The organism is Cohnella candidum (assembly GCF_003713065.1).
GTDB classification, from domain to species: Bacteria; Bacillota; Bacilli; order Paenibacillales; family Paenibacillaceae; genus Cohnella; species Cohnella candidum.
The window spans coordinates 4,092,014-4,117,714 of record NZ_CP033433.1 but is presented as its reverse complement, the minus strand read 5'-3'; the positions used below and the strand labels follow the sequence as shown (position 1 = coordinate 4,117,714).

31 protein-coding genes are annotated in these 25,701 nt (G+C 52.3%); 22 read left to right on the top strand and 9 right to left on the bottom strand.

The annotated features are described in order from the left end of the window. The first annotated feature begins 123 nt into the window (after positions 1-123). The 8 genes from EAV92_RS18920 (at position 124) to EAV92_RS18885 (ending at position 8,170) form a co-directional block, all read left to right on the top strand. Positions 124-627, top strand: coding sequence for an RNA polymerase sigma factor (locus tag EAV92_RS18920; protein WP_123042543.1), 504 nt, complete (start codon positions 124-126; stop codon positions 625-627). An 85-nt stretch (positions 628-712) separates the two neighbouring features. Next, on the top strand, positions 713-1,135 hold the full coding sequence (locus EAV92_RS18915) for a hypothetical protein (protein WP_164472852.1): 423 nt from the start codon (positions 713-715) through the stop codon (positions 1,133-1,135). Positions 1,136-1,354: 219 nt separating this feature from the next. Continuing rightward, a complete protein-coding gene (locus tag EAV92_RS18910) occupies positions 1,355-4,936 on the top strand; it encodes an Npt1/Npt2 family nucleotide transporter (protein WP_123042541.1) in 3,582 nt (1,193 codons plus the stop codon). A 236-nt stretch (positions 4,937-5,172) separates the two neighbouring features. Further along, entirely contained in the window at positions 5,173-5,592 is a 420-nt protein-coding gene (locus tag EAV92_RS18905) for a helix-turn-helix domain-containing protein (protein WP_123042540.1), read from the top strand. A 5-nt stretch (positions 5,593-5,597) separates the two neighbouring features. Then, the gene (locus EAV92_RS18900) at positions 5,598-6,059 is read left to right on the top strand and encodes a PIN domain-containing protein (RefSeq protein WP_123042539.1); all 462 of its coding nucleotides are present in this window, start codon (positions 5,598-5,600) and stop codon (positions 6,057-6,059) included. A gap of 214 nt (positions 6,060-6,273) precedes the next feature. Continuing rightward, positions 6,274-6,765 (top strand): CBO0543 family protein, encoded by a 492-nt coding sequence (locus EAV92_RS18895; RefSeq protein WP_123042538.1) that lies wholly within the window; start codon positions 6,274-6,276, stop codon positions 6,763-6,765. Further along, complete coding sequence (locus EAV92_RS18890) at positions 6,762-7,247, top strand: CBO0543 family protein (RefSeq protein WP_123042537.1); 486 nt, start codon at positions 6,762-6,764, stop codon at positions 7,245-7,247. Before EAV92_RS18895 ends, EAV92_RS18890 begins: the two co-directional genes overlap by 4 nt. A 35-nt stretch (positions 7,248-7,282) precedes the next feature. Then, the gene (locus tag EAV92_RS18885) at positions 7,283-8,170 is read left to right on the top strand and encodes a fructose bisphosphate aldolase (RefSeq protein WP_123042536.1); all 888 of its coding nucleotides are present in this window, start codon (positions 7,283-7,285) and stop codon (positions 8,168-8,170) included. A 45-nt stretch (positions 8,171-8,215) separates the two neighbouring features. Here the strand turns inward: EAV92_RS18885 and EAV92_RS18880 are convergent, their stop codons facing one another. Continuing rightward, positions 8,216-9,595, bottom strand: coding sequence for an aminotransferase-like domain-containing protein (locus EAV92_RS18880; RefSeq protein ID WP_123042535.1), 1,380 nt, complete (start codon positions 9,593-9,595; stop codon positions 8,216-8,218). A 114-nt stretch (positions 9,596-9,709) separates the two neighbouring features. Between EAV92_RS18880 and EAV92_RS18875 the strand changes: the two genes are divergently transcribed. After that, positions 9,710-10,147, top strand: a complete 438-nt coding sequence (locus tag EAV92_RS18875) for a GNAT family N-acetyltransferase (RefSeq protein ID WP_123042534.1) — start codon at positions 9,710-9,712, stop codon at positions 10,145-10,147. 59 nt (positions 10,148-10,206) lie between these two features. Here EAV92_RS18875 and EAV92_RS18870 read toward each other — a convergent pair whose 3' ends face one another. Further along, entirely contained in the window at positions 10,207-10,416 is a 210-nt protein-coding gene (locus tag EAV92_RS18870) for a hypothetical protein (RefSeq protein ID WP_123042533.1), read from the bottom strand. Positions 10,417-10,554: 138 nt separating this feature from the next. Beyond that, on the bottom strand, positions 10,555-11,907 hold the full coding sequence (locus EAV92_RS18865; RefSeq protein ID WP_123042532.1) for an MATE family efflux transporter: 1,353 nt from the start codon (positions 11,905-11,907) through the stop codon (positions 10,555-10,557). 129 nt (positions 11,908-12,036) lie between these two features. Here EAV92_RS18865 and EAV92_RS18860 point away from each other — a divergent pair, with 129 nt between their 5' ends. Further along, positions 12,037-12,714 (top strand): TetR/AcrR family transcriptional regulator, encoded by a 678-nt coding sequence (locus EAV92_RS18860; protein WP_123042531.1) that lies wholly within the window; start codon positions 12,037-12,039, stop codon positions 12,712-12,714. Positions 12,715-12,797: 83 nt separating this feature from the next. Here EAV92_RS18860 and EAV92_RS18855 read toward each other — a convergent pair whose 3' ends face one another. The 3 genes from EAV92_RS18855 to EAV92_RS18845 are packed head-to-tail and all read right to left on the bottom strand — an operon-like array spanning position 12,798 to position 15,279. Beyond that, positions 12,798-13,553, bottom strand: coding sequence for an energy-coupling factor transporter transmembrane component T family protein (locus EAV92_RS18855; RefSeq protein ID WP_123042530.1), 756 nt, complete (start codon positions 13,551-13,553; stop codon positions 12,798-12,800). Positions 13,554-13,555: 2 nt separating this feature from the next. Further along, complete coding sequence (locus EAV92_RS18850) at positions 13,556-14,461, bottom strand: ATP-binding cassette domain-containing protein (RefSeq protein ID WP_164472851.1); 906 nt, start codon at positions 14,459-14,461, stop codon at positions 13,556-13,558. Then, a complete protein-coding gene (locus tag EAV92_RS18845) occupies positions 14,455-15,279 on the bottom strand; it encodes an ATP-binding cassette domain-containing protein (RefSeq protein WP_123042528.1) in 825 nt (274 codons plus the stop codon). Before EAV92_RS18845 ends, EAV92_RS18850 begins: the two co-directional genes overlap by 7 nt. Before the next feature lie 117 nt (positions 15,280-15,396). Between EAV92_RS18845 and EAV92_RS18840 the strand changes: the two genes are divergently transcribed. Together EAV92_RS18840 and EAV92_RS18835 are read left to right on the top strand one after the other, a co-directional pair. Further along, complete coding sequence (locus EAV92_RS18840; RefSeq protein ID WP_241158313.1) at positions 15,397-15,987, top strand: CD3073 family putative ECF transporter S component; 591 nt, start codon at positions 15,397-15,399, stop codon at positions 15,985-15,987. Beyond that, positions 15,977-16,477 (top strand): CD3072 family TudS-related putative desulfidase, encoded by a 501-nt coding sequence (locus tag EAV92_RS18835; RefSeq protein ID WP_123042526.1) that lies wholly within the window; start codon positions 15,977-15,979, stop codon positions 16,475-16,477. Before EAV92_RS18840 ends, EAV92_RS18835 begins: the two co-directional genes overlap by 11 nt. A 66-nt stretch (positions 16,478-16,543) precedes the next feature. On the opposite strand, the gene EAV92_RS18830 is transcribed toward EAV92_RS18835, so the two are convergent. Continuing rightward, on the bottom strand, positions 16,544-16,882 hold the full coding sequence (locus EAV92_RS18830) for a DsrE family protein (RefSeq protein WP_123042525.1): 339 nt from the start codon (positions 16,880-16,882) through the stop codon (positions 16,544-16,546). A 180-nt stretch (positions 16,883-17,062) separates the two neighbouring features. Here EAV92_RS18830 and EAV92_RS18825 point away from each other — a divergent pair, with 180 nt between their 5' ends. Then, complete coding sequence (locus tag EAV92_RS18825) at positions 17,063-17,932, top strand: YitT family protein (protein WP_123042524.1); 870 nt, start codon at positions 17,063-17,065, stop codon at positions 17,930-17,932. A 134-nt stretch (positions 17,933-18,066) separates the two neighbouring features. Beyond that, complete coding sequence (locus EAV92_RS18820) at positions 18,067-18,849, top strand: hypothetical protein (RefSeq protein WP_123042523.1); 783 nt, start codon at positions 18,067-18,069, stop codon at positions 18,847-18,849. On the opposite strand, the gene EAV92_RS18815 is transcribed toward EAV92_RS18820, so the two are convergent. Next, positions 18,846-20,111 (bottom strand): MFS transporter, encoded by a 1,266-nt coding sequence (locus EAV92_RS18815; RefSeq protein WP_123043810.1) that lies wholly within the window; start codon positions 20,109-20,111, stop codon positions 18,846-18,848. The two genes, EAV92_RS18820 and EAV92_RS18815, sit on opposite strands and share 4 nt — an antisense overlap. Before the next feature lie 207 nt (positions 20,112-20,318). Between EAV92_RS18815 and EAV92_RS18810 the strand changes: the two genes are divergently transcribed. From EAV92_RS18810 to EAV92_RS18775, 8 genes are all read left to right on the top strand, one after another. Further along, positions 20,319-20,738: a DoxX family protein gene (locus EAV92_RS18810; protein ID WP_123042522.1), complete on the top strand. Its 420-nt coding sequence runs from the start codon at positions 20,319-20,321 to the stop codon at positions 20,736-20,738. Between the two features lie 27 nt (positions 20,739-20,765). After that, positions 20,766-21,110, top strand: a complete 345-nt coding sequence (locus tag EAV92_RS18805) for a DoxX family protein (RefSeq protein ID WP_123042521.1) — start codon at positions 20,766-20,768, stop codon at positions 21,108-21,110. Between the two features lie 142 nt (positions 21,111-21,252). After that, positions 21,253-22,164, top strand: coding sequence for an SDR family NAD(P)-dependent oxidoreductase (locus tag EAV92_RS18800; protein ID WP_123042520.1), 912 nt, complete (start codon positions 21,253-21,255; stop codon positions 22,162-22,164). 37 nt (positions 22,165-22,201) lie between these two features. Then, positions 22,202-22,795: a TetR/AcrR family transcriptional regulator gene (locus EAV92_RS18795; protein WP_123042519.1), complete on the top strand. Its 594-nt coding sequence runs from the start codon at positions 22,202-22,204 to the stop codon at positions 22,793-22,795. A gap of 101 nt (positions 22,796-22,896) precedes the next feature. Then, positions 22,897-23,316 carry a MerR family transcriptional regulator gene (locus EAV92_RS18790; RefSeq protein WP_123042518.1) on the top strand — a complete coding sequence of 140 codons (420 nt, stop codon included), beginning with the start codon at positions 22,897-22,899 and terminating at the stop codon, positions 23,314-23,316. Further along, entirely contained in the window at positions 23,313-23,576 is a 264-nt protein-coding gene (locus EAV92_RS18785; RefSeq protein WP_123042517.1) for a hypothetical protein, read from the top strand. The genes EAV92_RS18790 and EAV92_RS18785 overlap by 4 nt, the downstream gene beginning before the upstream one ends. A gap of 109 nt (positions 23,577-23,685) precedes the next feature. After that, positions 23,686-24,105 carry a cupin domain-containing protein gene (locus tag EAV92_RS18780; RefSeq protein ID WP_123042516.1) on the top strand — a complete coding sequence of 140 codons (420 nt, stop codon included), beginning with the start codon at positions 23,686-23,688 and terminating at the stop codon, positions 24,103-24,105. 8 nt (positions 24,106-24,113) lie between these two features. Continuing rightward, on the top strand, positions 24,114-24,560 hold the full coding sequence (locus tag EAV92_RS18775; protein WP_164472850.1) for a winged helix-turn-helix transcriptional regulator: 447 nt from the start codon (positions 24,114-24,116) through the stop codon (positions 24,558-24,560). Positions 24,561-24,728: 168 nt separating this feature from the next. Here EAV92_RS18775 and EAV92_RS18770 read toward each other — a convergent pair whose 3' ends face one another. Beyond that, entirely contained in the window at positions 24,729-25,607 is an 879-nt protein-coding gene (locus EAV92_RS18770; protein WP_123042514.1) for an aminoglycoside phosphotransferase family protein, read from the bottom strand. Positions 25,608-25,701 lie beyond the last annotated feature (94 nt).

Below are 25,701 nucleotides of genomic sequence, written 5' to 3'. Positions count from 1 at the left end.
GGCTGCATCCCTTTGCACGCTTCGGCTCGTCTAGTGCCATGAAGAGGATATTTAAAAAATATCCGCTCCCCGTGAAAAATAATCGAGTTCCCGGTTGTATTGAAGGTGAAAGGAGGTGCTGAGGTGTACGATTCATTTGAGCTCAATGAATCCGTGCGACGGGCCTTGGAACTTTATTCGCAAAGCTTGATCAGGATAGCCTTCGCGTATTTGAAGAACACGGCGGATGCAGAAGAAGTGGCGCAGGACGTTTTTCTCGCCTATCTGCAGAAGCGCCCCGTATTCGATAACGGCGAACACGAGAAAGCTTGGCTGATCCGGACGACCATGAATAAAAGCAAAAACATGCTGAAGGCCGGGTGGTTCCGCAGCCGCAACCGCAACCCGGTTCCCGAAGACCTGAGCTACCTCCCCAAGGAAGAGAGCGACGTTCTGCAGGCTGTGCTGGCCCTGGACAAGAAATATCGGATTCCGATCCATCTGCACTATTACGAAGGCTATTCCATTCAAGAGATCGCGACGATCCTTGAGGCGAAACCGGCTACGGTGGGGACATGGCTGGCGAGAGGGCGCGCGCTTCTCAAGGAGAAGATTGGAGGCATGGAGGATGAAGAAGTCTGTTTATAAGTCCGCAATGTCCCATTTGAAGACCAGCGAGGATTTCCAAGAAGCAACCTATACAAAATTGATGAATCATAAGGAGACGATAAACATGGAATCGGCGAAGAAGAGAAAAGCAACGAGGTGGACGGTCGGCATCGCGGCGTGCGCCGTGCTCGCAGTGGGCCTTATCGCTCTCAATCGGGATTTCCCGGCGTCGCCCCCTTCGTCTCAGCCTACGGCTACCGCGACAGCGAAGCCTCCGATCATGGGCAAGGCTGCCGTCAACATCGATGGCGTCATCTCCGAAGTGAGCGCGGACGGCAAGAGCTTCAAGGTCGGCGACCTGTGGGTCACCGTGACGCCGGAGACGAAGATGGGCATCGACGGCCCGACGGCCGGCGAGCCCTCTGAAGAACTGCTGCAGAAGGAATTCAAGGTTGGAAACATCGTGTCCGGCTTCACGACCGACGACGTCAGCACGGGCAAGGTTAACGCGACGAGAATCTACAACAACATGGCTCCGCGGCAATAAGAACCGAACAGAGGTCCTCTGGAACGAATAAGCCATCCCTTCAGGGATGGCTTAAAATTATTCTCATGGGTCTAGATATTCCCGCGGCGTACCATGATTATTTTATGGTCGGTTATAGAGTTTTCGCTTCTCCTTTTATGACGGATGTAGTTTAATGAATGGTATGAGATTCCAGCTTTACTTGCCTGAAAATGCTTGTGAAAACGGGGTTGTTGAACAGTGAAGATCTTTTCAGGCAAGGCACGGGAGACGGCTTTTTTTCGTTCATCCGAAGATAAAGAAGAGTACGTGAAAGTATTCGTGCTCTTTCTTTATCTTTTGTTTGTATCGGCGGCCTCCACCTTAGGCCGTACCGCAGCAGATGCGCTATTCCTGTCCCATTTTGACTCGTCATGGTTGTCCAAGATGTACTTGCCTCAGTCCGCAGCGCTGATCTTGGCGGGCATTTTATTTCAGCGGTTCGGCAACCGAATCCGCATCGACCGGCTGCTTTACGGTCTCATTCCCTCCATTGCCTTGCTTGGGATGATGTCGAGAGTCGGCGTGGGCATGGAACAGACTTGGGTGCTTCCCGTCATCTATGTCGCGTTCGACGTGTTTAATTTCTTGATGGTCGTATGCTTTTGGCAATTTGCCGCTTTCATGCTCGACCAGCGTAAGGTCAAACGAACGATCGGCCTTGTCGGCAGCGGCGGCATTACGGGCGGCATCATCAGCGGATTCGGACTCAAGCTCGTCGTGCCCTTGGTCGGGACGGCGAATCTGATTTGGTTCTATTCGGCGCTGCAATTGCTTGCTTTGGCGGCGGTATTTGTCCTGGTCCGGCTTAGCGGCAATCCGGCGGTCGTCTTCAGCGAGACATCCAAGGGTTCGCAAGCGAGTGCGAATGCAAAGGCAAAGAAGCGGAAGGCAAAGGACAAGCAAGGCTTGTTCGAATCCGTTCCGCACTTGAAGTATGTGGCGATCATGTCGGCTGCGCTGATTCTGTCGTTGACGTTCGTCGACTATCAATTCAAGGTGATTTTGAAAGGCGAATTGACGGGCGAAGCGTTGGCCGGATTCATGGGCAGCTTCTACGGCGTGGCCGGACTGCTCGCCCTTGCGGTACAGGTTTTCGTCGCGGGGAAGCTGCTGACCCGGTTCGGCGTGATGATGGCGATTCTTATTTTTCCCGTTGTCCTGCTTACGGGAAGCATAGGCGTGCTGCTGGTTCCGGTATTGGCGATGTCGGTCCTCGTCAAGGGCAGCGATAAAGTCATCGGGGATACGATCAATTCATCGGTCAACCAGTTGATCATGTTCCCGATTCCTCCCGAGTGGAGAAACAAGGCGAAGAGCTTTTTGGACGGTATCGTTCGAAACGGGGCCAAAGGTTTGGCCGCAATCTGCCTGATGGTCCTGTCTCCTATTCTGCCGGCGCGGGAGTTCAGCTGGATCATTATCGGCCTGCTCGCGATTTGCATTGCAGCGGCGATCAAAGTGAAGGGCGCCTATTTGAAAACACTTCTATCTACGTTGCAGACGAATAGCGTCAAGTTAGAGGAAGCCGAACTTGATTTGATGGACCCCGCCAGTATTCAGATGTTGACCGGGGCGCTCCAAAGTCCCGACAAAACGCAAGCGTTGTACGGATTTCGGGCTCTGCGCGGATTGGATGGCTTCGATCTCCCCCCGCATTTGCCGGCACTCCTTGGGCATGCTTCGCGCGAGGTCGTCATGGAGGCGCTGACTTATATCGAAAGCCGCAAGCCGGAAGGCCTGGAGAAGGAATTAATCGCTCTGCTTACCGCATCGGACAGCCGGGTGAAGTCCCAAGCCATCCTGACTTTAGCCGCCTACGCCAAAGAAGAGGAACTTGAGAGAATTACCGGCTATTTGGAAGAGACGGATATGGAGGTCAGATCAGGCGCGATCGCAGGGCTCGTCAAGCATTATGGGATTGAAGGCATGTTCCGGGCGATCGGCGCTTTAAAGCAGCTTCTGGAGAGCAACGATGACAAGGAAAGAACGGTTGTCGCGGCGCTATTCGGAAGGATCGGCATGCAGGGATTTTATAAGCCGTTGATCCCGCTGCTGCAGGACCCGTCTCCTAACGTACGAAGACAGGCGCTGCGCTCCGCAGGCATGCTCCAGGTGCCGGAGTTGATCGTCTATCTCGTACCGATGCTAGGGCACGCGGTGACGCGAAAGGATGCGATCGAAGCCCTTGCGGCTTATGATGAAAAGCTGCTCCTTCCTATGCTCGATTCGTACTTCGGCTGCGAACCGGCGCCCGTCCATCTGCCTAAGGTGTTCGAGCGGATCTCGACGCTTCCGGCATTTGAACGGCTTCTCACGTTTTACCCTTCATCCGGGTTTGAAATGAGATTCCGGCTGCTCGAAGCGCTGAACCGGATGCTCCGAAACGTCCGCTTAACGGAAAAGCAGACAGGGACCATTCGAACCTTGATCATGCAGGAAATCGAATACTACTGGGAGTTCTCGGAACGTCTTACCGGGCTTACAACGAATTATGGCGATGTGGCCGAAGTCGCCGAACAGCATCGTTCTGTGGTCGTATGGCGCATTTTCCAACTGCTTGCCTTTGTACACGACGCTTACGCCATCCGTTCCGTGTATGCGAACTGGAAGGAAGGCGACGCGCGTCAGCAAGCCAATGCGATGGAAGCCATGGACCAGCTGCTGCAGGGCCCCCTGCGGATCGAAATGGCGAAGATCATGGAGGTGAAACGGGACGCCGCGCATACTCACCGAACGGAGCGCCAATTGGAAAGGCAGCTCATCTGGCTGAATGAGCAAAACGACTCGTGGCTGCGCCAAGTCATTCGATATGCGGTCAATCCGGACGAATCCGCCGAACTGAAAGAGCATATGGAGCGTATCCGGACGCTGCGGAACTATGCGTTGTTTCAAGGGCTGACAAGCAGGGAGCTTTCCGATTTGGCCGACAAGCTGACGCCTGCAAGCGCCACTCGCGGAGCGTATATATTCAAAGCAAATGATGCGGAGAATTCGCTTTACCTGGTTCGGAGCGGCACGGTCGGGATTTACCAGGACGGGGTCAAATTGGCGGAACGGAAAGAGGGAGAATCGTTCGGGCAGGCGGGCGTTCTGGTGCGCAGAGGGCGAGAGGCGGATGCGCTCGCGGAGGAGGATTGTCAGTTATGGAGGCTCGATTCTGACGATTTTTACGAGGTCATGTTCGATCGCTCGTCCATCGCCATCGAAATGATGAAGCTGTTATCGCGCCGGCTCCGCTCGGTCTTGTCGCGGCAAAGGGCGGCAGAGGCAACAAATAGCGATGAAGATCAGGTGAATGCGAACAAGGAGCTTGGAGCGGCCGCCATGGAGGTTGCAGCTGCTTCCCAGGCCGACGGGATCGACCGTCCGGATTCTCTTCTCCGCCGCGTGCTCGTCCTGCAGAAGATCGAACTATTCTCGCATCTGGCCGAAGCCGATCTTCTCTTACTGGCGCAAATGGTGGATGAAGTGGAGTATGACGCAGGGGAAACGATTTGCCAGGTCGGAGATTACGGAGATGCACTGTTCGGCATTATCGAAGGGACGGTTCGCATCCATCGGGACGGCATGACGCTTGCCAATCTTGCGGAGGGAGACTGCTTCGGTGAGATGGCGATCATCGACAGCGGTCCACGCTCCGCCGATTGTACGGCGACGGCTCCGACCGTGTTGCTGCAATTGCATAAAGATCAAGTGTTCTCGCTTTGCTTCCAGAATATTGAGGTGCTGCGAAGCATGATCCAGGTGATGGGGGACCGACTTAAAGGCATGGCCGGTTAAGTAAGGCAATGACCCCTGTTTTGCGTGAAAGCTGCAAAATTGCCCCGTTTATACCGTATTTGAGTGTAGCTTTAATGATTAAATAAAAGTTGGAAAAGTGGTATTTCGAAGTGGTAGGACCTTCCTTTCATAACCTCCTTTTTCTCCTCTCGAGCGAAGAATCAGGAGGTTTTTTTGTGGGGCTTTACGGGTATGTTTTGGCATTCGCCCAATAATACTGTTAGTGGGGTGATGAAATGGACAGAAATGACGATATTGACACTTTTGTTGACGAAGTGTATCGTAGAGAGACAAACAATGAGGCAGGTGATGGGGACATGACTTTAATCAGCATGCGTAATGCTTCTGATGCAAAATGGGTGACGACCGGTCAAGCGGCAAAGCTACTGGGCGTTTCTTCTGTGAACACAATTAAGCGTTGGGTTGCGGAAGGCAAGTTGCAAGCGATCAAACCAGGAAACCGCGTAATGATCAGTTACGAATCCATCAAGGACCTGCTTGACGCGGGAGATAAAGAGCTGATCCGTAAACAACAGCTTCTTAAGGCTTTGGATGAGCTGGATGAAGCTTTTGGCACGGAATTGTCGGGAGATGAGCTGGATTCTCTTTCGATGCGAAACTACAGTACGGATAACAAGCTGCCCTGGGAGAAATAATCTAAATGTCGTTGCCAATAGCCGTAATCGATACGAGTTCCATCATCACGGATCGAAAAGCACTCGTGGACGCAGCAGATGAAAACCTTTATGTGCCCTATTGGTCCCCGGCGATTATCGGGGAGCTGTACCGTGTGCTGACCATCAGACAAACGGAAATCCACATGGGTAAGGGTGGGCTGCTGGATGCCGCTTTTAAAAGGCAGCTGTCTCAGCAAAGCAAGCAAATGATGCTGATTATTTCCACGCTCTTTGAAATCGCGGATCCGAAGCCCCCGTATCCGTCTTCATGGCTGCATAATGTGGACCCGGACGATATCCCGATATGGGCAGCGGCGAAGCTGGTCGGTGCGGATTACGTCGTTTCCTGCAATCATACTGATTTTCCTCCTGGCCGTAAGTATAAAGGTATCGAGTATATAATGCCGGCGGAGTTTTTCCGAAGAATCGGCTATACGCAAGTATAAAAAAGAGGCTGCCTAATTCGGCAGTCTCTTTTAATTTGACATAGTTGGCGGTTTTTTGAATGAGATTGTGTTCTTCCAGTTCGTTTAAGTGCTGATAGATACATTTTCACTTTGCCAATTTCGAGCTACCGAACCCTCTGAATTTACCAACTCGGTTTAGGGTAAACTTTCCGCATCACTCTTCTTTCTATAGGAAGGAAGCTATACGGAAAAGATGAATTTGGAACAAAATCTGCTTTTAGTGATTTGGGTCTTCAGCTTGCTCGCGATCTTGTTCGGCGTACCTTACGGCAGGCGGCATTCATTTGTCATCGCCTTCATAACGGCGCAGGGGTTGGATTGGCTGGCGGAGATTCTGCTCTTGCAATATCATGTTTTGTCTTTCCCAATCCGGGAGTTTCCCAAGGCTTCGGATATGAGTATTTCGTTGATGATTTTATATGAGCCTTTATGCTGCGCGGCTTACGTGATTTACGAGCCCAGAAAGTCTTGGCCTATTCGGGCTTTATATTTGGCATTCTGGGTCAATGTAATGACTTGGACGGATATCGCCATATCCCACTTCAGCCAATTACAAGACCACAAGAGCTACTACTGGTTGGTAGCGGAACTCGTCTTTGGCGCCGAGCTGGTTGTCACGAATGCGGTTGTCCGGTGGTTTTTCAGCAATTCGTCCTTATTGCGAAGGAATCGGGGGGCCGTATGACTATCGAGCGCGGTATTCTGATTGGCGTGACGATCGTTTCTTTGCTGTTGGTTTTGGTCATCCCGAGAGAAAAATACCGGTTAGCTTTGGTTGCATTTTCAGTGAAACAGTTGATAACTACGATTCTTGGCCACGTGACCGTCGAGTCCGGTGCGTTATCCTACCCGGTTCGGGAATTCGCCCAGGTCAATCGAACCAGCTTTATCTATGAGTTTCTCGCCTACCCCATGATGTGCGCCGTATTTAATGTTTATTATCCCGTGCATCGCAACCGGCTATGGCAGATAAGCTACTATATAATCTTCTGCACCGGTTTAACGATTATCGAGCTGCTCATCCTGCGTCATACGAATTTAATTCGCTATGACAGATGGAATTGGTTTTGGACTTGGGGATCGTTATTCATCACTTTTATCGTCACTCGGGTAAGTTGCATTGTTTTCTTCAAAACCGTTCATCAGGAATATGAGAACTCCAGATGACATGAGGTTTATTTATTTTGGGGAGGAATTCACACATGAACAAACTGCAGCTGGAACGGATTCGCACCGGTCAAGGATTTATCGCCGCGCTGGATCAAAGCGGGGGGAGCACGCCAAAGGCACTGCAGCAGTACGGCATAGAGCCGAGCCGTTATTCCGGTGACGAGGAAATGTTTGCGCTTGTGCATGAAATGAGGACCCGCATCATCAAGAGCCCATCGTTTGACGCGGACTACATCCTTGGAGCCATCCTGTTCGAGAACACGATGGACCGGAAAATCGATGGGTTGTTTACGGCCGATTATCTTTGGGAGAAGAAAGGGGTCGTTCCCTTTTTGAAGATCGACAAAGGACTGGCTGAATCGGACGACGGCGTGCAAATGATGAAGGCGATTCCCGATCTGGATAGCTTGCTGCGGAGAGCGGTAGAGCGCAACGTCTTCGGAACGAAGATGCGTTCGGTCATTCATGAAGCGAATCCGCAAGGGATACGCCAGGTGGTGGAGCAGCAGTTCGAGCTCGGCAAGCAAATTTGGGCCGCAGGGCTTGTCCCCATCATCGAGCCGGAAGTCGACATTAATAGCACCGATAAGCTTGAATCGGAACGGATCTTGAAGGACGAAATTTTCAAACGGTTATCTTCTCTTGCCCCCGACGTGACGGTCATGTTGAAGCTCTCGATTCCGACAGAGGACGATTTCTACCGTGATTTAATGGATGAGCCGCACGTCGCTCGGGTCGTCGCGTTGTCCGGCGGTTACGACCGGGAGGAAGCCAACGAACGGCTGGCCCGGAATCACGGCTTAATCGCGAGTTTTTCCCGCGCTTTGGCGGAAGGATTGTCAGATCAACAGTCGGATGAGCAGTTCAACGAGACGCTGACTCGCTCCATTCGTTCCATATACGAGGCGTCCATCTCCTAACGAAGGTGACCGCTGAGCCCGTGCGGAAGAGCACGGGCTTTTTTTCTAAATCCAAGTAACGGCTGCTCGGCTAAGTTTGTTTGTTCTTCTTGGGCTCATGAGCTCGTCGGCCGTCTGGCGGATCATTCGGACGCCTTCCTCGATCTCTTCTTCATTCGTCCGAATAACGCCGAGGCGCAAGCCATTCGCGCTTTCCACGCTCGGCAGGAAGCAATGCACCGTTGGGAAAACATGCACGTCTTTCTGGCGAAGGGCCGCGGCCAGCTCCTCTGCCGCCAATGGACCGGGCAGCTCGAGTTGGGCAAATATACCGCCGGCCGGTTGGATTAGACGGAAACCTTCGTTCAAATGCCGGCCGCATGCCTCTTGAAGAGCCTTCATCCGAATGCCGTAGCGTTTCCTCATCATGTCGGCGTGGCGCTGAAACAATCCGCTGCCCAGATGAATCTCCAGAGCGGCTTGCGAAAGGGCGGATGTGCTCAAATCGCTCGAAGATTTGTACATTCGAAACAAAGGAATGAGTGCCTGTGGAAGTACGGCGGCGCCGAGTCGCAGGCCGGGCAGCATGATTTTGGAGAAGCTTCGGATGTAGATGACGCGGCCCGAATGATCATAGCTGCAGATGGGATCGGATTTGCCGTCCGTTTCCAAGTCCGCGAGATAGTCGTCCTCCACGATATACACATCATACTTCTCCGCCATAGAAGCGATGGCTTCTTTCTCCCGACGCGACAAGCTGGTTCCGAGCGGGTTGTGGAACCTGGGGACCGTATAGAAAAACTTGATGGCATTGTTCCGAAAATGCCGTTCCAGTTCGTCAAGGTCGAGGCCGGATTCCGTCCGGGTTACCCCGATTGCCGTTACCCCGAGGAGATTCAATAATTTCAACATGCCGGCATAGCAGGGCTGTTCGACCAAGATCGCCGATTTCCCGTTCGGAAACGGCATGGAGGCAAGCAAGTGAAGAGCTTGTTGGGCGCCGGAGACGACGCCTATCCGTTCGGAGCCGGCGAAAATTTGAGAGTCTGCCAGGTGCCGGGATATCGCCTCTCGCAGGGATGGAGATCCGAGCGGATCGCCGTATGTAAAAAGTCGATCTCCGTATAGCTGCACAGCCCGGTTCAATCCGTGCTGAATTTCTTCATAGGGAATAACACCGGGGTCCGGAGCTGCCATGGCAAAATCAATCCGTCCTTCCGGCCGATCCTCAGACTTGGAGGAACGAACGATCACATAGTGACCGCTTTTGGGTACCGAGTAAATCAGGTGTTCCTTCTCCAATTCATCGATGGCCCGGATGACGGTGTTTTTGCTGCACTCCCATTGAACACTAAGCTCTCGGATAGACGGCAATTTACCGCCGGGCTTGATCGCCCCGCTGTTAATCCGTTGTTTCAGATCGTCCTTCACATGCTCATATTTCATGAATTTTCACGCCAATCTGTACGGGTATAGGAGGCCAAACTATTCATTTTCCTCATCCAACTGTCACCATTATACTAAATTCATCACGTATCGAGAATGATGGGAGGTATACAGATGGAGTGGAATCATGAGTGCCTGCCTTACAGAATCAGTGACAGCGTGGAAGAGCTGCAACCGGATGTCATCCTTGCCTTATTGAAAAGCAGTTATTGGGCGGCGGAACGCTCTGAAGAAACCATCATTAAAAGCTGGAAGGAATCGCTTTGTTTCGGAGTTTACGATGCGGACGGGCTTCAAGTAGGTTTTATGCGAGCGGTAACGGATGGAGCAACTTTTTCCTGGCTGTGCGACGTAATCGTCGACCCGGGGTATCGGGGTAAAGGACTCGGCAAATGGATGGTGGCCGTTGTGGTCGACCATCCTCGCATTCGCCACACGAATATTTATCTCGGCACGCGGGACGCGCATGGACTCTATGAGAAGTACGGCTTCGTACGGCGGGACATGATGGTCCGCCGTGCAGCTCGACACCTAGCGGATAACGATAGTTGAAAATAGAGCGACAAAGAAAGAGCCATCCCGTAAGGATGGCTCTAAAACCTCTTCTCTGCTCATCGAATACGGAAAAATACGCCGATATTTTTCTGTTCCGTAATGACGAACCCGTGTTGCAGCAGACAGAGTACAGCATCCTTTACGGGGAGACCTGCTCTTAAAAATCTGCGGCAAGGGAATGCGCTTCCTATAATTCGTACTTTGCCGATGTTGGCAAAGTTTTTTTTGCTTCTGACGATAATGACCACATCCGGAAACCGGCTCATGATATCAACTCCTCATTCATAAGGGGATATCATAAGGTATTCTCTTGATGCAGCAATGCTTGGACATACTCCCTCTCCAAACCCGGGAGCAGCATGGCCACGTCCGAAATTGGGCGGTTTCGTATTTATATATGTTTTTTACTGTTCGAATTGTTCCAAATCCGGCTGCAATTTGTTTCGCAGAACATAGAGCATGACGGCTCCGACCAGGAACGCGGCGGCATCCGCGATGACGAGCGACCAGATCACCCCGTGGAAGCCGTTCATTCGGTTGGCGATATACAACACCGGAATCAGAGTAATTCCTTGAATGACCGACATAATAAATGCGGCGGTTCCTTGCGCTGTTGCTTGGAAGATGCCCGTAAACAACGCGGTCATCCCTGTAATGAACAAGGATAAGAACGTCACATGCAGAATGTAGCTGCCCATTTCAATTAATTGCGGGTCGTTCGTAAATAAACCGATCAAGTGGTCGGAAATCAGATAGACGATGACGCCGAATACAACGGCTAACGCCACAATCGCTTTGATCGTGAATCCGATGGTATGCTTCATTCGTAATTTATTCGCCGTAAAAGTGAAGGCAATGAGCGGCACGACTCCCTCGCATAAGCCCATCAGAATAAACTCGGGAAATTGCAATAAACGCGATGATATTCCGTAAGCCGCTACGGCCTGATTCCCATACTCGACAAGATAATGGTTAAAGATGAGCGACATGGCACCCAAGAAGATACTCATAACAAAGACGGGAACTCCGATTTTGAATACATGGCTCAGAATGTCCTTGGTCGCCTTGAACCATTTGACGGAGACGGTTAAAAATGGGCTCTTGTATCTCATATGGAAGACGTAGAATAGACTCGCAACCAAGTTAGAAATGACCGTAGCGGACGCAACGCCGATCACGCCCCAACGGAAGACGAAGATAACCAGCGCATCAAGAATAATATTCACGACTACGCTTAGAATCATGCCGCTCATCGACGTGACTGCTGCGCCCTCCGAGCGCACGATATTCTCCAGCGTGAAGAATAATACGACGAATGGGGAACCGATAAGCATAATCGTGACATAGTCTTTCGTAAATCCGAAGGAGTCCGGCGTCGCCCCCAGGCCATGGACGATTGAATCGATCAACGGGAGGCCGACGGCCATCACGATTACACCGAGAACCAAACTGCTGTAAAAGGCGAATGAAGACACATGCTTAACGTCTTCATATTTTTTCTCTCCCAGCAAACGGGAGATGAACGCACCGCTGCCGATGCCAATCAAGTTGCCCAGCGCCATGATGGCCGCGAATAACGGCAATGTTAGTGCGAGTGCGGTTAACATGGCCGTATTGCCCAGCGTACCTAGGAAATAAGCATTCAAAATGGAGTAGATGACACTCATGGACGTGCCTAGCATCATCGGTACGGCGAAGTGAGCTACGGCCTTGGCGATGGGGACTTTTTCAAAATAATGAAGGTTTTCTGCATCCATGCGGATCCCTGCTTTCTCGTTCCGTTTGTCTAACGATGTTAGATTGAACCTTACAGTGTTAGATGATATCATGGACTTATGAACCTGTAAAGAACAAACTTACACCGTTAGATAAAAGGGCGGATACCGATGAAAAAGCAGCAACCGCAGATTTCGGAGGACAGGATTCTTGAAGCCTCGTGGGAACTTCTGAGGGAAGAGGGCATTGAGAAATTCAGCTTGAGACGGTTGGCTGATCGGCTTGGGATTCAGGCTCCCTCTCTGTACTGGTACTTCAAGAGCAAGCAAGAACTCTACCAGCGCCTGGCCAACCAGGTATCCAAAATGATTCTGGAGGAGTTTCATTCCGAGGGGGATTGGAAGGAGCAACTGACGGGGCTTGCCGTAACGGTACGGAGCGTGCTCAGCCGGTATCCCTGCTCCACACAGCTCATGATGATGACGCTGCCCCACGAACCGGACATTATCCGGTTCACGAACCGCATGCTGCTCTGCGTGGAATCGACGCCGCTAGAGCAAGAGCAGAAAATGCAGGTCGTGACGACGCTTGTGAACTATGTCTTCTTTTTCGTTCTTGACGATTATCAGCATGAGCGCAATGTCTCCGCCATGCTTAAGGACCATGCAGAACTGCCGAGTCACGAGATGATTCGCCTTCTGGATTCCATGAGCGAGCAGGATGCGGGATTGTTCCGGAGAATGTTCACGAATGGGCTGTTCGAGCTGATGGGGACCGATCGCGCGTTCGAGTTCGGCCTGAAGCTGATTCTGCTCGGGATAGAGCAGGTGATTCAGGAGCAATATTGACCTACGGTAACCTATCTCAATACAACGAAACCGAGGCGGGGGCCTCGGGTTCTCTTTTTGCGCAAACATTCCGTGTAAGGGGTTTAACCGAATATCCGGTTAACGGCCGCAATCGCCAGTAAAAGAACGGCTGCCAGCGTCACCCCGGTGTCGCGACGGGCCCATCGATAAACCCGTAACGAAGTCCGTCCTTCGCCGCCGTCATAACAACGAGAAATCATAGCCGTAGCGAGTTCTTCCGCCCGTACGATCGAACGCACGATCATCGGCATGAGAATCGGGAAGACGCCGCCTAAGCGTTTGCCGACACCTCCTCGGTGAAAGCCTCCGCCTCGAGCGATCTGCGCTTTGCGAATGAACTCGAACTCGCGCAAGAGGATCGGAATGAACTGCAGGGCGATGGTGAACATCATCGCGGCCTCATGAACCGGTACACGCCTGCGGGCGAGCGGCGCAAGAATACGCTCCATGCCTTCGGCAAGCGCAAGCGGCGACGTCGTCCGCACCAGCAATGCAAGCGAGAGGACGAGTCCGGCGATTTGAAGGCACATCGTTAATCCGCTCATGGCGCCGTTGCTGCTCAGCAACAGATGGTAGGCCATCGTGGACGCGAAGAGCAGCGACATGGATAGCAACGTGATCGCAAGCATCCGCCAAGGAAGTCGAGCCACTGCCCAGGCGCATGCAAGCAAGAGAACCACCGCACCCTTGACCGCCGGATGTAAGCTGAGCAGCAGCGACGCCGCCAATAGAAGTGCGGCCGTCATTTTAGCTCGGGGATCCAGCGTTTCCAACCAAGAGCCGCGATCACGGTACATCAAGTAATCGGAGGCAGACATGATTAAACCTCCCCCTTCGACTCGTGCGTTTCGCGCCCGCGAATAAGTGATTCCGCGAAACTTGCGGCATCCCAAGGGTTGTGAAGCTCGCGAAAGCCGGCGGCCGCGAGCCGGTCACGCAGCGAAAAACATTCCGGTATGCGCATGCCCATCCGTTCGAGAAAGTCCGCGTCCGAGAGAATGGAAGCCGGCGAACCGTCGCGGACGAGCCTGCCTTGATCGAGCCATAGCAGCCGGTTTGCATGGGCCAGCATTTCCGTCATTTGATGGCTGACCCAGATCACGCACAGGCCTCGTTCTTGCCGAAGCCCGTGCAGCAGCGTGAACAGGGCTTCACGCGAGGGCCAATCCAAGCCGGCGGTCGGCTCGTCCAACAACAGAAGCTTGGGTTCCAGCGCCAGCACGCCGGCCAGCGCGACCCTTCGCTTCTCGCCGCCGCTGAGCTCCAGCGGGCTCCGATGTCCATATTCGCCGGCCACAAGATCCATGCTCATCATGGCCTGCATCACCGCATCGGTCACGCGGTTCTTGTCAGCCTTCCCCCAGCGCGCACGCGGTCCGAAGCCGATATCGTCAAGGACCGTGCGCGCGAAAAGCTGATGCTCCGGATATTGGAACACCAGTCCGATGTCGTCGAACCTTTCCGGCGCGCGCTCCTTCCAAGGATCTAGGCCGCCCAAGAGCAAGCTGCCGCCGGTAGGTTGCAGAAAGCCTTTCAGGAGCTGCAACAGCGTCGATTTGCCGGATCCCGATCGGCCCGCGACCGCGATCATCTCCCCTTCCTTAATGGCCAGCGAGACATCGCGAAGCGCTGCCGGCGTGTCGGCGGACGCCTTCTTGTGACGCCCCCTAATCGACCCTCCCCGATATTGATAAGAGACATTCCGCAGTTCCAGGGACATCAGCATAAGGCACGGATAACCTCCTCCTCGGTTGGCCATACGGGCAAGCGGACCCCGCGTTGTCTTAACGCGGCGCTTACCGCAGCGAGGTAAGGCAGCTCGATTCCGCAGGATGCCAGCAACTCCGGGGTCTCTAGCGAGGCCAGCGGCGTTCCCTGCCCCATGACCCTTCCTTCCCGAAACAGTACCACGCGATCGGCTCGGCGTATCTCCTCATAGTCGTGAGTAATATGAAGCAGCCCGATGCCTTGTTGGCGGTGGATATCGATCAGCATGTCCAGAAAATGCGCCCGCGCTCCCGGATCCAGCATCGAAGTAGGCTCGTCCATCACAAGGTAGCGAGGTAACATGACCAGGACGGAAGCAAGCGCCAGCTTCTGCTTCTCTCCGCCGGAAAGATCCATGGTTGCCTCTCGTTCCCGGCCTTGCAGACCCACCGTTTCCAAAGCCCAGGTAATCCGTTTCCTCATCTCGTCCCTCGGAACCTTAAGATTAGAGAGGCCGAATGCGATATCATCCTCTACGGTCACGCCTACGATCTGATTCTCCGGATTCTGGAATACGAATTGCACCGATCTACGAAGCTGTTGTTGGATCGCGGGCTCGGCAGCGTCCATGCCGTCTACCGTGACGGTGCCGGACTCCGGCTGCAGCAATCCGTTCAGCATTCTGGCCAGCGTAGACTTGCCGGAACCGTTCGAGCCCATAAGTGCCACATAGGAGCCTTCCGCTACCTCAAGCGTAACTCCTTGAAGCGCGGGCCGAACCCCTTCTATCTCGTCCGATTCCACATAGGAATAGCTAACGTTGTTTACCCTGATCATGAACGTTGCTCCAAATCCCATACAATATTTTCTTGTGAATAACACTAATTTATATTATATATGATTAGAAGTCGCAGGTTGTCTCCCTGGCAAATTAAACGGAAGGATGAGCCAATTGTGAATCAAAACGTGACAAGACTGGCGCTATGCGCCTTTGCCATCGCTTTGAACGTGGTGGCCGGTACGATCGTGGGTGACCTCAAAATCCCGCTTCTCTTCCTTGATACGATAGGCACGATTTTCATCGCCGTGCTGTATGGGCCGTATTGGGCTTTCGCGGTGGGCATTCTGACGAATCTGGTACTTGGCGTAACGTCCAACTACACGAATATTCCATTCGGCCTGGTCAACGGCGCCGTCGGCCTGATTGCCGGGTATGCGGCGCGCCGCTACGGCTTCAGCCTGTGGATCGCGATCGCTTCGGGCGTGTTCATGTCGATCATATGCCCGATCATCGGCACGCCGATTGCCGTGGCCATGTTCGGCGGACTGACCGGCGGAGCAACGGACGTCGTCGTGATTTGGCTGCGGGATGCCGGCGCTCAATTGTTCGCAGCCGCCTTTATTCCGCGATTGTACGAAAATCTGCTCGACAAGGTGCTCTCCTGCATACTCGTAATGCTCATCATCCGCAATTTGCCGGCCGGCATGATGAAGCGTCTCGGAAGTCCGAAACGGTCTTCTCGGGGATCTCAACATGCAGCGTAGCCGCAAAATTCTCGTCGTCTCGCACTGCGTGCTAAATCAGAATACGGTCATACCGGAAGAAGCCCGCAGCCCGGGCATGATGCGGTCGGCAGTGGATTGGGCGGAGGCGCAGGGATACGGTCTCGTCCAGCTTCCCTGCCCCGAGTTTACCTACCTGGGTCCGGACCGGCCTTCCATGACGCGGGCTCAATACGATACCCCGGAATATCGCGCCCACTCGCGCGCGATTCTGCAGCCGATCGTGGAGCAGCTGAGAACTTACCAAAATCACGGATACGAACTCATTGGCGGCTTAGGGATTGCGACAAGTCCCTCCTGCGATCCCGGTTACGGCGTATTTATGGAAGAGCTTCACCGATTGATCGACGAGAACGGTATCCAGCTTGACCACTTCTGGCAGATCCCCGCGACGCAGTCCGGCACGTTCGACATTGACGATCCGGCGTCTACCTATGGAAGCGTTAGGGGCCAATCACCCTATAACCCATGAATAAGAGCCTGCGCGATCGCATGATCGGCAGGCTCTTTCGTTGTTCTTATACCGCGCAGGGCTTGATCAAGCGATCGTGAATACCTCATGTTCGGCCGACAGCTCAATGAACCGCTTCATGGTCGATACCTCGCCGGCAGACAGCTTATCCGTGACGCCGAAATAGTCGGTGCATGTCTTGCACGCCAGAACCGGTACTCCGAGCTGTTCGAGTTCTTTTAGTTGCAAGGATACGACAGACGCTTCAGTCAGCGCCATGACGCCGCGGTGCATGCAGAAAACGGCGGCCGGGCGTTCCTGCTCTTGCTTCAGCAGCGTAAAGAAAGTTTCCAAAATCGTATGGCCCAGCGCTTCATCGCCTTTTCCCCAGCAGTCCGTGCTCAGCAAGATCACTTTATTTTGCACAATGGGTATCCTCCGGTATGATGGGTTTTAGGAAAAATATATCGGTTGGGGAACGTTCCGTCAAACTTTGCCATTAAAGACTGAATAAATCAGCCTTTAATCGAACATTCTCTTTAACTGCATCGCGATCTGTTAAAAATGGGTTTGCAGGAAGACAGTACAATGAAATGAGGTCATAAAATGAAGACAACGCAAGAACAACCTGCCGTTTTCATGAAAATTTTACGCGGACTGGCCGTGATCATAGGAGCCTTCATCACCGCCTATGGTCTTGAAGCCGTATTAATCCCGAACAATGTATCCGACGGCGGGGTGACAGGTTTAAGCATCGTAGGATCGGAGCTTATCGGAATGCCGTTAGGACTGCTCATCGCGATTCTCAATGTTCCGTTTATCTTTTTGGGATACAAGCAAATCGGAAAAACCTTCGCGATTTATTCCGTGCTCGGTATTGCTTCATTGGCTGTCGGCACGGTCGTCATGCATGAAATTTCCCCCATCCTCCAAGGCGATACGCTCCTGGTGACCGTTGTCGGCGGTATTATCATCGGTTTTGGAATGGGTCTGGCCTTACGGAACGGCGGTGCGCTGGACGGGATTGATATGTTAGCCGTATTGCTCTCCCGGAAACTGCCTTTCGGTACCAGCGATCTTATCTTATTCCTGAACGTGTTCGTGTTTATTGTCGTTTCAACCGTTTTTGGCCTACAAGGCGCGATTATGTCAGGCATCGCTTATTATATTGCCTCGAAAGTGATTCATATTGTTGAAGAAGGTTTGAGCGGCGCGAAAACGTTCAAAATCATCACCAGGCATCCGGAAACCATGGTGGAAACCATTCGCGACCGCTTAGGACGCGGTGCTACATATAATCTCGTGGAAGGCGGATACACCAACGAACAGTTCAAGGAGATTACTTGCGTCATTAACCGGTTGGAGGAAAGCAAAATGAAAGAAATCATCCATAAAATCGATCCGAGTGCCTTTGTGATGGTGTACGACGTTGCCGAAGTGAAAGGCGGAAACTTCAAGAAGCACGATATTCACTAATCCGGAACGGTCTTGACAGCGAAGCGTTTTTAAAATACTCTGAAAATAATTTAAAGGCTATGTAACCGAAAGGTTCAACCTCGCGGCAATTGGGGTTGGACCTTTTTTTATTGACTGAATGGAGGAGATTGGGGATGGCTTCGAAGGAGCACCTTCTTGGAAGGCTGGATGAAATCGGAGGTTCGCTGGAGCGCAGAGGCGAGGCGCTGCTTTTGTTGGGAGTCGGATCGGTAGGGGTGGAAACGGGACGAATCGATGAATACTCCGATTTGGACTTTTTCGTGATCGTGAAGCCGGGGTTTAAACAAGCGTATATAGAACGTTTGGATTGGCTGGAGGAGGTATCTCCGTTGGCGTATACCTTCAAGAATACGGTGGACGGACACAAGATCCTGTTCGAGGATGGGATATACGGCGAGTTTGCCGTGTTCGAGGAGGAGGAAATGGAACATATCGCCTACTCGGAGGGAAGAATCGTTTGGATGGATCCGGATTACGCGAAGCCGGAGATCGCCAAGGGCGGAAGAAAGACGGAAACGCAGCGAAGAGAGGGACTGGATTTTCCGCTGAATGAGGCTCTGACCAACCTGTACGTGGGACTATGCCGATATGCCCGAGGAGAGAAACTCTCCGCGGCGCGGTTCGTCCAGAGCCATGCCGTGGATAGCGTCCTTAGCGTGCTGCATTTGTTGGAGAAGGAAGAGGCGTACTTTCCGGACGTGTTCGGAGAGGAACGGCGGATGGAAAAGAGGTACCCTTCCTTTGCGGAACGAGTAGGCGGAATGATGCAGGGATATGAGCGGACCCCGGAATCGGCGCTGAATATTCTTCGTTTCTTGGAAGAAGTATATCCCGTTAACGCCAGAATGGGTGCGGAAATCAGACGGTTGGCGACAAGTCAGCGTGGCGGAGTTTAATCGCCCGCGCCGGGGTCGGCCGCGTTATGGAAGGTCCGGCGGCCGATCAGGCCTACCCCTAGCGCCAGCAGAGTGAGTCCTGCCGCGAGTAAATACAGGTTCACGATGCCGAACCATTCGGCTAGGCTAGCCATAACCAGCAGCGAGATACAGAAAACGAGATTCAGCAGGGAGGCTTGAGCCGACAATACTTTGGGCAGCGTCTCTTTGGCTACGCTGCGCTGAATCAAGGTGCGCCGGTTGACGATCGACAGTTCGGCGAACGGTCCCATCAACAACACGAGAATAAGCGCAATGATGGGCCGGGTGTTGATGGCGTAGAGAGCTGTAAGGATGCCGTACCCCGCCATGCCGATCAACATGGCTGCCAGGTAGCGGTTCCCGATCGCCCGCGCCAACGTCAGCACCAGCAACCCGCCGCCGACTGTCCCCGCAAAATATGCTCCATTGATGAACCCCCACCACTCTTCACCTTTTCCTAGGGCGACTTGCACGAAGGCGAGCGTAAAGGCACCGACCCATACCGACCCGCCCAGCATGTCGATGATGTCCATAAATGTAAGCAACCGTAATCGCGACATCTGCCAGATCATTTTCCAGCCTTCGGTCAGGGTGTGCCATTTGGACGAAGGTGCAGCCGAGTTGTCCTCTGCTGTATGCCGCCGTACCGACTCGACATCGGGCGGCTCTTTGACGCCCAGCGTAAAAACCGCGGCTAACCCGTAGAGGATGACCGTCAATAGCAGCGTGTGACCGGGGCCTAGAAAAGCGACGATCAGGCCGCTCAGTCCCCAGCCCGCAAACTGTACCACCTGGTCACTCACGCTGATAAGGCCGTTTGCCTTGAGCAGACCCTGCTCATGCGCCACGAGCCGCGGAACAAGCGCATTGCGAGCTGGAACCGTCCATCCGTCAAGGAAGGACATGATAAAAACGAGCGTAAAAACAAGAACAAGCGACGAGTTGTTATCGTTAAGCTGTAAGTATAAGGCCAGACAGAGGAACAAAATACACTGGCCCGTCTGCGAAAGGAGCAGCAATGCCGGCAGCTTGAAGCGGTTCATCAGCAGCGGTGCGATCAAGCCGCTCAACATTTGGGCGCCGCTGCGCATCAACGGCATCAAGGCCGCCGATACCAGCGAGTCGGTCCGGTTTAATACCAGCACCGTAAGTGCCATAATGTAAAGAACATCCGCCGCGTTCGCCGTTGTCTGCGTGGTCCACAGGTAATAGAAAGGGCGGGTTAAAATCGAGGATTTCATTGCAAGTAGTCCCCGTTTCTTGGAGTGTGACGCACGAATGGCAATAAAATAAGGATAGGGGAATTTGAAAATCATTACAAATTACTGCGAGAACTCTCCGAGTGTGGAGAGTTCTTTTCTTAATTCAAAAAATGAATTGACAGGACACCAAAAGGTGTCCTATAATCAAACCGACACCAAATGGTGTCAGATAAAGGAGGGAAACAAATGAATACGATCAGTACGGTAACAACCGCGAAATTCATAACACAGTCCCGAGGAAGAATGATTGCCTATTGGACCATCACAGTACTACTCGCAATATCGATAACGTTAAGCGGCATTGGTCAACTGATGCGATATGGGGGAAACGTCGAGTTAGTGACCCATATCGGTTTCCCGCTATACATTACAAAAATTCTCGGGACTTGGAAATTGCTTGGAGTCCTGGCGATCCTCGCGCCGGGTCTTCCTCGACTCAAAGAATGGGCTCATGCCGGTATCTTCTTTTTAATGACGGGCGCGGCGTTATCCCATGTGTTTGCAAACGATTACGGCGATTCCGGGTTTCATGTAATCCTGCCGCTCACATATGCCGCGTTAAATATCGCTTCGTGGGCGCTGCGTCCCAAGAGCCGCAGACTTTAACAAAATTCCGAATAGGGGGAGAAACCCATGTACATCGTGTTTGTGATTTTCCAAAGTTTTCTGCTCGTCTCCATGACCTTTGGCGGTGCGAGCAAGCTCGCCGGTTCGAAAAATTTCAAGGATATGTTCGAATCGCTAAAACTGCCGCAATGGTTCCGAGTGGTAACGGGATTCGTTCAACTCGCCGGAGCAGCCGGACTTGTTGTCGGCTACTGGAATCGGGAAACGGCCGTGTGGGCAGGGATCTGGATCGGCATTACCATGCTGGCGGCATGCCTGTCTCATTTCAGAGTCAAGCATCCTCCCGGGCAAGCGATGCCGGCTTTCGTAATCACATTAATTGCGGTTGCCTTGGCAGCCGTGCAAGCATAAATAAGCATTCGGAGGAGTACCTTTCATGGGGATACTCCTCTTTTTTATTTATGAACATGAAACGCCCGTTGACAAATGAATGAACCGTTCATATACTAATGACAAATGAATGAATCATTCATTTAATAAGGAGGCATCTCAAATGAACGAATTCAAACAAGTGAACGGTCAAAATGTAAAAGGAAAATATGCAGTGATCACAGGTGCGACGAGCGGGATCGGGTTGGCGGCCGCGCAAGCGTTAGCCGCCGGAGGGGCGAATTTGGGCATCATTGCGCGCAATGCGGCCAAAGCCAATGAGGTTGCGGCCAGACTGCGGGCGTCTTCCGGCAATCAGGTCACGGTCGACGTGTTTATTGCCGACATGTCTTCCCAAAGTTCCATCCGCCGCGCGGCAAACGAGATATTGGAGCAATGTCCGAAGATCGATATCCTGATCAATAACGCGGGCGCCATGTTCGTCGATCATAAGCTGACGGAGGATGGTCTGGAGATGACTTGGGCAGTCAACCATATCGCCCCATTCTTGTTAACGAACCTGCTGCTTGATAGACTGATGATGAGTGAAGATTCCCGCATTATTACGACGTCTTCCCACGGTCATAAGATGGCGATGAAGGGCATCAATTTCGATGACTTGAGCGCTAAGGGTTATTTTGGATTTCTGGGGAAAATGAAGGGCGGCCCTAATTTTCGATACGGCGAGACGAAGCTGGCGAACATTTTATTCACCGCTGAACTGGCGCAGCAGTTGAAAGGCACTAATGTATCTGCGTATTGCTTCGATCCGGGACTGGTCGCCACGAATTTCAATCAGGACAACGGATGGATGGCCCGGATGACGATGGCCGTCATGAAGAGATTTGCCCATACCCCCGAGAAGGGCGCGGAAACGCTGGTGTGGCTGGCGGATACCGACTCGAAGAACCTGGAAAGCGGGCGTTACTACGCCGATAAGCAAGTGAGGACGCCGTCGGTACAAGCGAGCAACATGGAAGCGGCGAAAAGGCTCTGGGAAGTGAGCTGGGCGCAAATTCGCGCATCGGAAGCTTAATCGACGTCGACGCACAAATAGGGAAGAAGGATAATCGATGCCGAAAATTGGAAGAGCGCAAACCGAACAAGCGCTCGACGAACGCAAAGATCAGATCAAAAGGGCGGCTCTTAAAGTTTTCGCGGAGAAAGGGCTTGCCGGCACGAAGATGAGCATGATCGCGGAGGAGGCCGGCATCAGCCAAGGGCTATCGTACCGCTATTTTGAATCCAAAGACGAGATTTTCGCGCTTCTCGTGGAAGAGGCGATCGAGGAGTCCCGGAACGCCATCCGGGAAATCGGAAAATTACCGGGTTCGCCTCTTGAGCAACTAAAGGCGTTCACGCTTCAATTGTTGGATGAGAACCACAAGCACTATTTCCTGCTCGTTCAACAAGCGCAAACCTCGGAAGGCGTTCCGAGCAAGGCGAAGGAAGCAATCGAGCGGTATTCGCCCCAGGATACCATCGAGCAGATAATTCCGATATTTGTCCGAGGGCAGCAGGAAGGACAGTTCGCAGAGGGCGACGCTTACAAGCGGTTGATTTTATTTCTTTCGGTGATTACCGGTCTTATGCTTCAAGATGCCAAGGCGATGGGCATGGATTGGACGCAGGAAGTCGACCGTCTGCTGAACATCTTGACGAAATAACGGAGCAAGCCGGCCCCCGATGGGTCGGCTTGTCGGCATTTTTGCCGCTTGACCCGGTACCATGGTCCGGAGTTTATCCTAAGGAAGGGAGGAGGAACGCAATGAAGGGGCTCACGATCGGGCAAGTAGCCAAGGCGGCGAACGTCAACCTGGAAACCGTGAAATATTACGAAAAGCGCGAGCTTTTGCAGAAGCCCGCCAGAAGCGATTCGGGGTATCGGCTGTATTCGGAGTCCGCTGTCGAAGACATTCGGCTGATCAAGAGAGCGCAGGATCTCGGATTTACGCTGAATGAGATCAAGCAGCTTTTGGCGCTGATCAAGCAGGAAAGCGACTTTCCGGTGGAAGAGATGCAGGCGCTGGCGCTCGTTAAAATCGTGGAAATCAACGAAAAGATCACCCGACTGGCGAGTTTCAAATCGCTGCTGGAGCAAGCGGTCGAACTTTCCGCGCCATCCGATCCTCTTCCCCAACGGAATTGCCCAGTGCTGAAAAAAATAAGGGAGGAAGATGCGCATTGAGTACGATCGAAATTTTTAAAGACGGCAGCCCGCAATCGGATGATCTCGAAGCCAGAGTCAGGGAGTTGGCTTGCCCGCGATGTTCCATACTCGTTTATGACGTCGGCAGTCCGGAATGCGAGGCCGAGTTGCAGTCCCGTGCGGCAAAATACGGAATCGGATCCTTGCCGGCGGTTACTTTGGACGGCAAGGCGGTGTCGCCGGAACAGCTCAACAAGGGGAAAGTATCCGAAATTCTACGGAATCTGCTCCACAAATAGGCCCTGCTTGTTTACACATCTATTTGTACTTGCAATTTAAAAGTACAAATCCTATACTCTATGTATCAACATGGTGTGGCGCTATATCAAATCGAAGGGAAGTTTGCGAATGAACGGTACTCATTTCAGCGTTGTGGAAGCAGGTCCTTTTAACAATCTTTTGAGTATGTCGAAGGATCCTGTCCCAGGTAAGTACTTTCTCAAGGATAGACTTGGACTCACCGGCATGGAGGTTTCACTGAATCAGCTGCCGGAGGGAGGTTCTATCCCGTTCTATCACACCCATCGTGAAAATGAGGAGCTGTACCTTTTCATTGGCGGCCAAGGCCAGTTTCAGGTGGACGGACAGACTTTTGACGTAAAGGAAGGAAGTGCGGTTCGTGTTTTGCCGCAAGGAGAACGCACGCTTCGCAATCACGGTACCGGCGATTTAGTGTTCATCGTGATTCAAGCCCAAGAGGGCAGTCTCCGTCAGTGGGTACAAACGGATGGCGTCATACTGGATAAGCCGGTGACCTGGCAAGAATAGGCCGGAACTTGCTTAAAGTAAGTGTGAATTTTATAATAAGGCCTATGAAAAAGCGAACATCCACCGTATGTCCGATTGTATATGCGCTCGACATATGGGGGGATCCTTGGAGTCTGGTCATTCTTCGGGACGTCCTCATCCATAACAAGCGGTATTACCGCGAATTCCTGGCTTCGCGCGAAGGCATCGCGACCAATATTTTGAGCGCACGCCTCCAAACCCTTGTAGATTCAGGCTTGCTCAACAAAATTGAAGGCGAGACCAATCGGGCTCAAACGATGTACCGGCCAACGCAAAAAGCGCTGGACCTTATTCCGGTTTTATTCGCCATCATGCACTGGGGGCTTCAATACAACCCGAATACCGACATGAGCATTCCGATCATGCAAGAGTTAAAAACAAATGAAAAAGAGCTGGGCGAACGCCTGCTGCGGAATTTCGAGGATGTACGTTAATGATTAAACTACGCCACATATGACAAAAGGAGCTGCTCAGGCAAGCTCCTTTTTTATTGTTTACTGGCTTCAATTTCATCCGGTTCAAACGTATAAGCTTTCCCGCATACATGGCACACGATTTCGATTGAACCGCCTGTTTCGCAAGCATCCTTTCGTTCTATGCGATTATAGACGTTTGTAGTCTCGGATGACGGTATCCACCACATGCTTTCCCCAATTCGAAGCTTCCGAGCCCTTCTCATGCTGAGCGAAGGTGATGAGTGCTTTCCATAGTGCCCAGCCGCGTGCCCGGTTATCAGTAGCCTCATCAAAATCCATAAGTTTCAGGAATGTTTCGCGGCTGCCTTCATCAAAAAAGTTCCAGGCCATTACAAGATCACTCGAAGGATCGCCCACGCCCATCGTTCCGAAATCTATGACGCCGCAAAGCCTTCCATCCCTAACGAGCAAATTCCCTACTGCTACGTCACCATGCAGCCATAGCGGGGCGGAATGGTATCTTGTCGCAAGTGAAAGCTCCCATATTTCCGTTAACAGCTTATGATCGTATTGTTCGGATACAGCTTCGATGATAGACCTTGTTTCGTCATCGTAAACCGCAAGATTTCCCCCTCGGTAAAAGTTTTGGGAGCCAGCCGGTATGCCTCGGCTTGCGTCGATTGCCTCCAGCTCTTTCAAAAACTTAGCGAGGTCTTCGGCAAATAGTTTTAGATTGGGTATGTTGGTATGCATAACGGTCTCGCCTTCAATCCACCGGTTGATGGACCATGGAAGAGGATATTCTTCGGTCGGCTCCCCTTTTGCAACGGGAACCGGAATCGGTAAGGAAATAAGCGGTTTGAAAATAGGAAGCCAAGTCAACTCTTTCTCAACAGCCGACGCATATCTTTCATGACTCGGCAGACGAATGGTCATCCCGCTGCCCAATCGATAGGTTCGGTTATCATGGCCGCTTTTTTTCACGGACCTTATATCTAAATTGGCCCACTCCGGAAATTGGCTGTCGACTAATCGGCGTACCAATTCATTCGTAATAACGATCATGTCCTCACTTCTTTCGGCGGGAGTACCTCCATCATAACCACCAGACTGAGCCGAAACAAAATATTAAACGAATATAAAAAAGTTTTCCGGTTGT

Coding starts and splice junctions, on each gene's coding strand:
- EAV92_RS18915 (WP_164472852.1), top strand. CDS start 713: ATGGAATCGGCGAAGAAGAGAAAAGCAACGAGGTGGACGGTCGGCATC.
- EAV92_RS18905 (WP_123042540.1), top strand. CDS start 5,173: ATGGACAGAAATGACGATATTGACACTTTTGTTGACGAAGTGTATCGT.
- EAV92_RS18900 (WP_123042539.1), top strand. CDS start 5,598: ATGTCGTTGCCAATAGCCGTAATCGATACGAGTTCCATCATCACGGAT.
- EAV92_RS18895 (WP_123042538.1), top strand. CDS start 6,274: ATGAATTTGGAACAAAATCTGCTTTTAGTGATTTGGGTCTTCAGCTTG.
- EAV92_RS18890 (WP_123042537.1), top strand. CDS start 6,762: ATGACTATCGAGCGCGGTATTCTGATTGGCGTGACGATCGTTTCTTTG.
- EAV92_RS18885 (WP_123042536.1), top strand. CDS start 7,283: ATGAACAAACTGCAGCTGGAACGGATTCGCACCGGTCAAGGATTTATC.
- EAV92_RS18880 (WP_123042535.1), bottom strand. CDS start 9,595: ATGAAATATGAGCATGTGAAGGACGATCTGAAACAACGGATTAACAGC.
- EAV92_RS18875 (WP_123042534.1), top strand. CDS start 9,710: ATGGAGTGGAATCATGAGTGCCTGCCTTACAGAATCAGTGACAGCGTG.
- EAV92_RS18870 (WP_123042533.1), bottom strand. CDS start 10,416: ATGAGCCGGTTTCCGGATGTGGTCATTATCGTCAGAAGCAAAAAAAAC.
- EAV92_RS18865 (WP_123042532.1), bottom strand. CDS start 11,907: ATGGATGCAGAAAACCTTCATTATTTTGAAAAAGTCCCCATCGCCAAG.
- EAV92_RS18860 (WP_123042531.1), top strand. CDS start 12,037: ATGAAAAAGCAGCAACCGCAGATTTCGGAGGACAGGATTCTTGAAGCC.
- EAV92_RS18855 (WP_123042530.1), bottom strand. CDS start 13,553: ATGTCTGCCTCCGATTACTTGATGTACCGTGATCGCGGCTCTTGGTTG.
- EAV92_RS18850 (WP_164472851.1), bottom strand. CDS start 14,461: ATGCTGATGTCCCTGGAACTGCGGAATGTCTCTTATCAATATCGGGGA.
- EAV92_RS18845 (WP_123042528.1), bottom strand. CDS start 15,279: ATGATCAGGGTAAACAACGTTAGCTATTCCTATGTGGAATCGGACGAG.
- EAV92_RS18835 (WP_123042526.1), top strand. CDS start 15,977: ATGCAGCGTAGCCGCAAAATTCTCGTCGTCTCGCACTGCGTGCTAAAT.
- EAV92_RS18825 (WP_123042524.1), top strand. CDS start 17,063: ATGAAGACAACGCAAGAACAACCTGCCGTTTTCATGAAAATTTTACGC.
- EAV92_RS18820 (WP_123042523.1), top strand. CDS start 18,067: ATGGCTTCGAAGGAGCACCTTCTTGGAAGGCTGGATGAAATCGGAGGT.
- EAV92_RS18815 (WP_123043810.1), bottom strand. CDS start 20,111: ATGAAATCCTCGATTTTAACCCGCCCTTTCTATTACCTGTGGACCACG.
- EAV92_RS18810 (WP_123042522.1), top strand. CDS start 20,319: ATGAATACGATCAGTACGGTAACAACCGCGAAATTCATAACACAGTCC.
- EAV92_RS18805 (WP_123042521.1), top strand. CDS start 20,766: ATGTACATCGTGTTTGTGATTTTCCAAAGTTTTCTGCTCGTCTCCATG.
- EAV92_RS18800 (WP_123042520.1), top strand. CDS start 21,253: ATGAACGAATTCAAACAAGTGAACGGTCAAAATGTAAAAGGAAAATAT.
- EAV92_RS18795 (WP_123042519.1), top strand. CDS start 22,202: ATGCCGAAAATTGGAAGAGCGCAAACCGAACAAGCGCTCGACGAACGC.
- EAV92_RS18790 (WP_123042518.1), top strand. CDS start 22,897: ATGAAGGGGCTCACGATCGGGCAAGTAGCCAAGGCGGCGAACGTCAAC.
- EAV92_RS18780 (WP_123042516.1), top strand. CDS start 23,686: ATGAACGGTACTCATTTCAGCGTTGTGGAAGCAGGTCCTTTTAACAAT.
- EAV92_RS18770 (WP_123042514.1), bottom strand. CDS start 25,607: ATGATCGTTATTACGAATGAATTGGTACGCCGATTAGTCGACAGCCAA.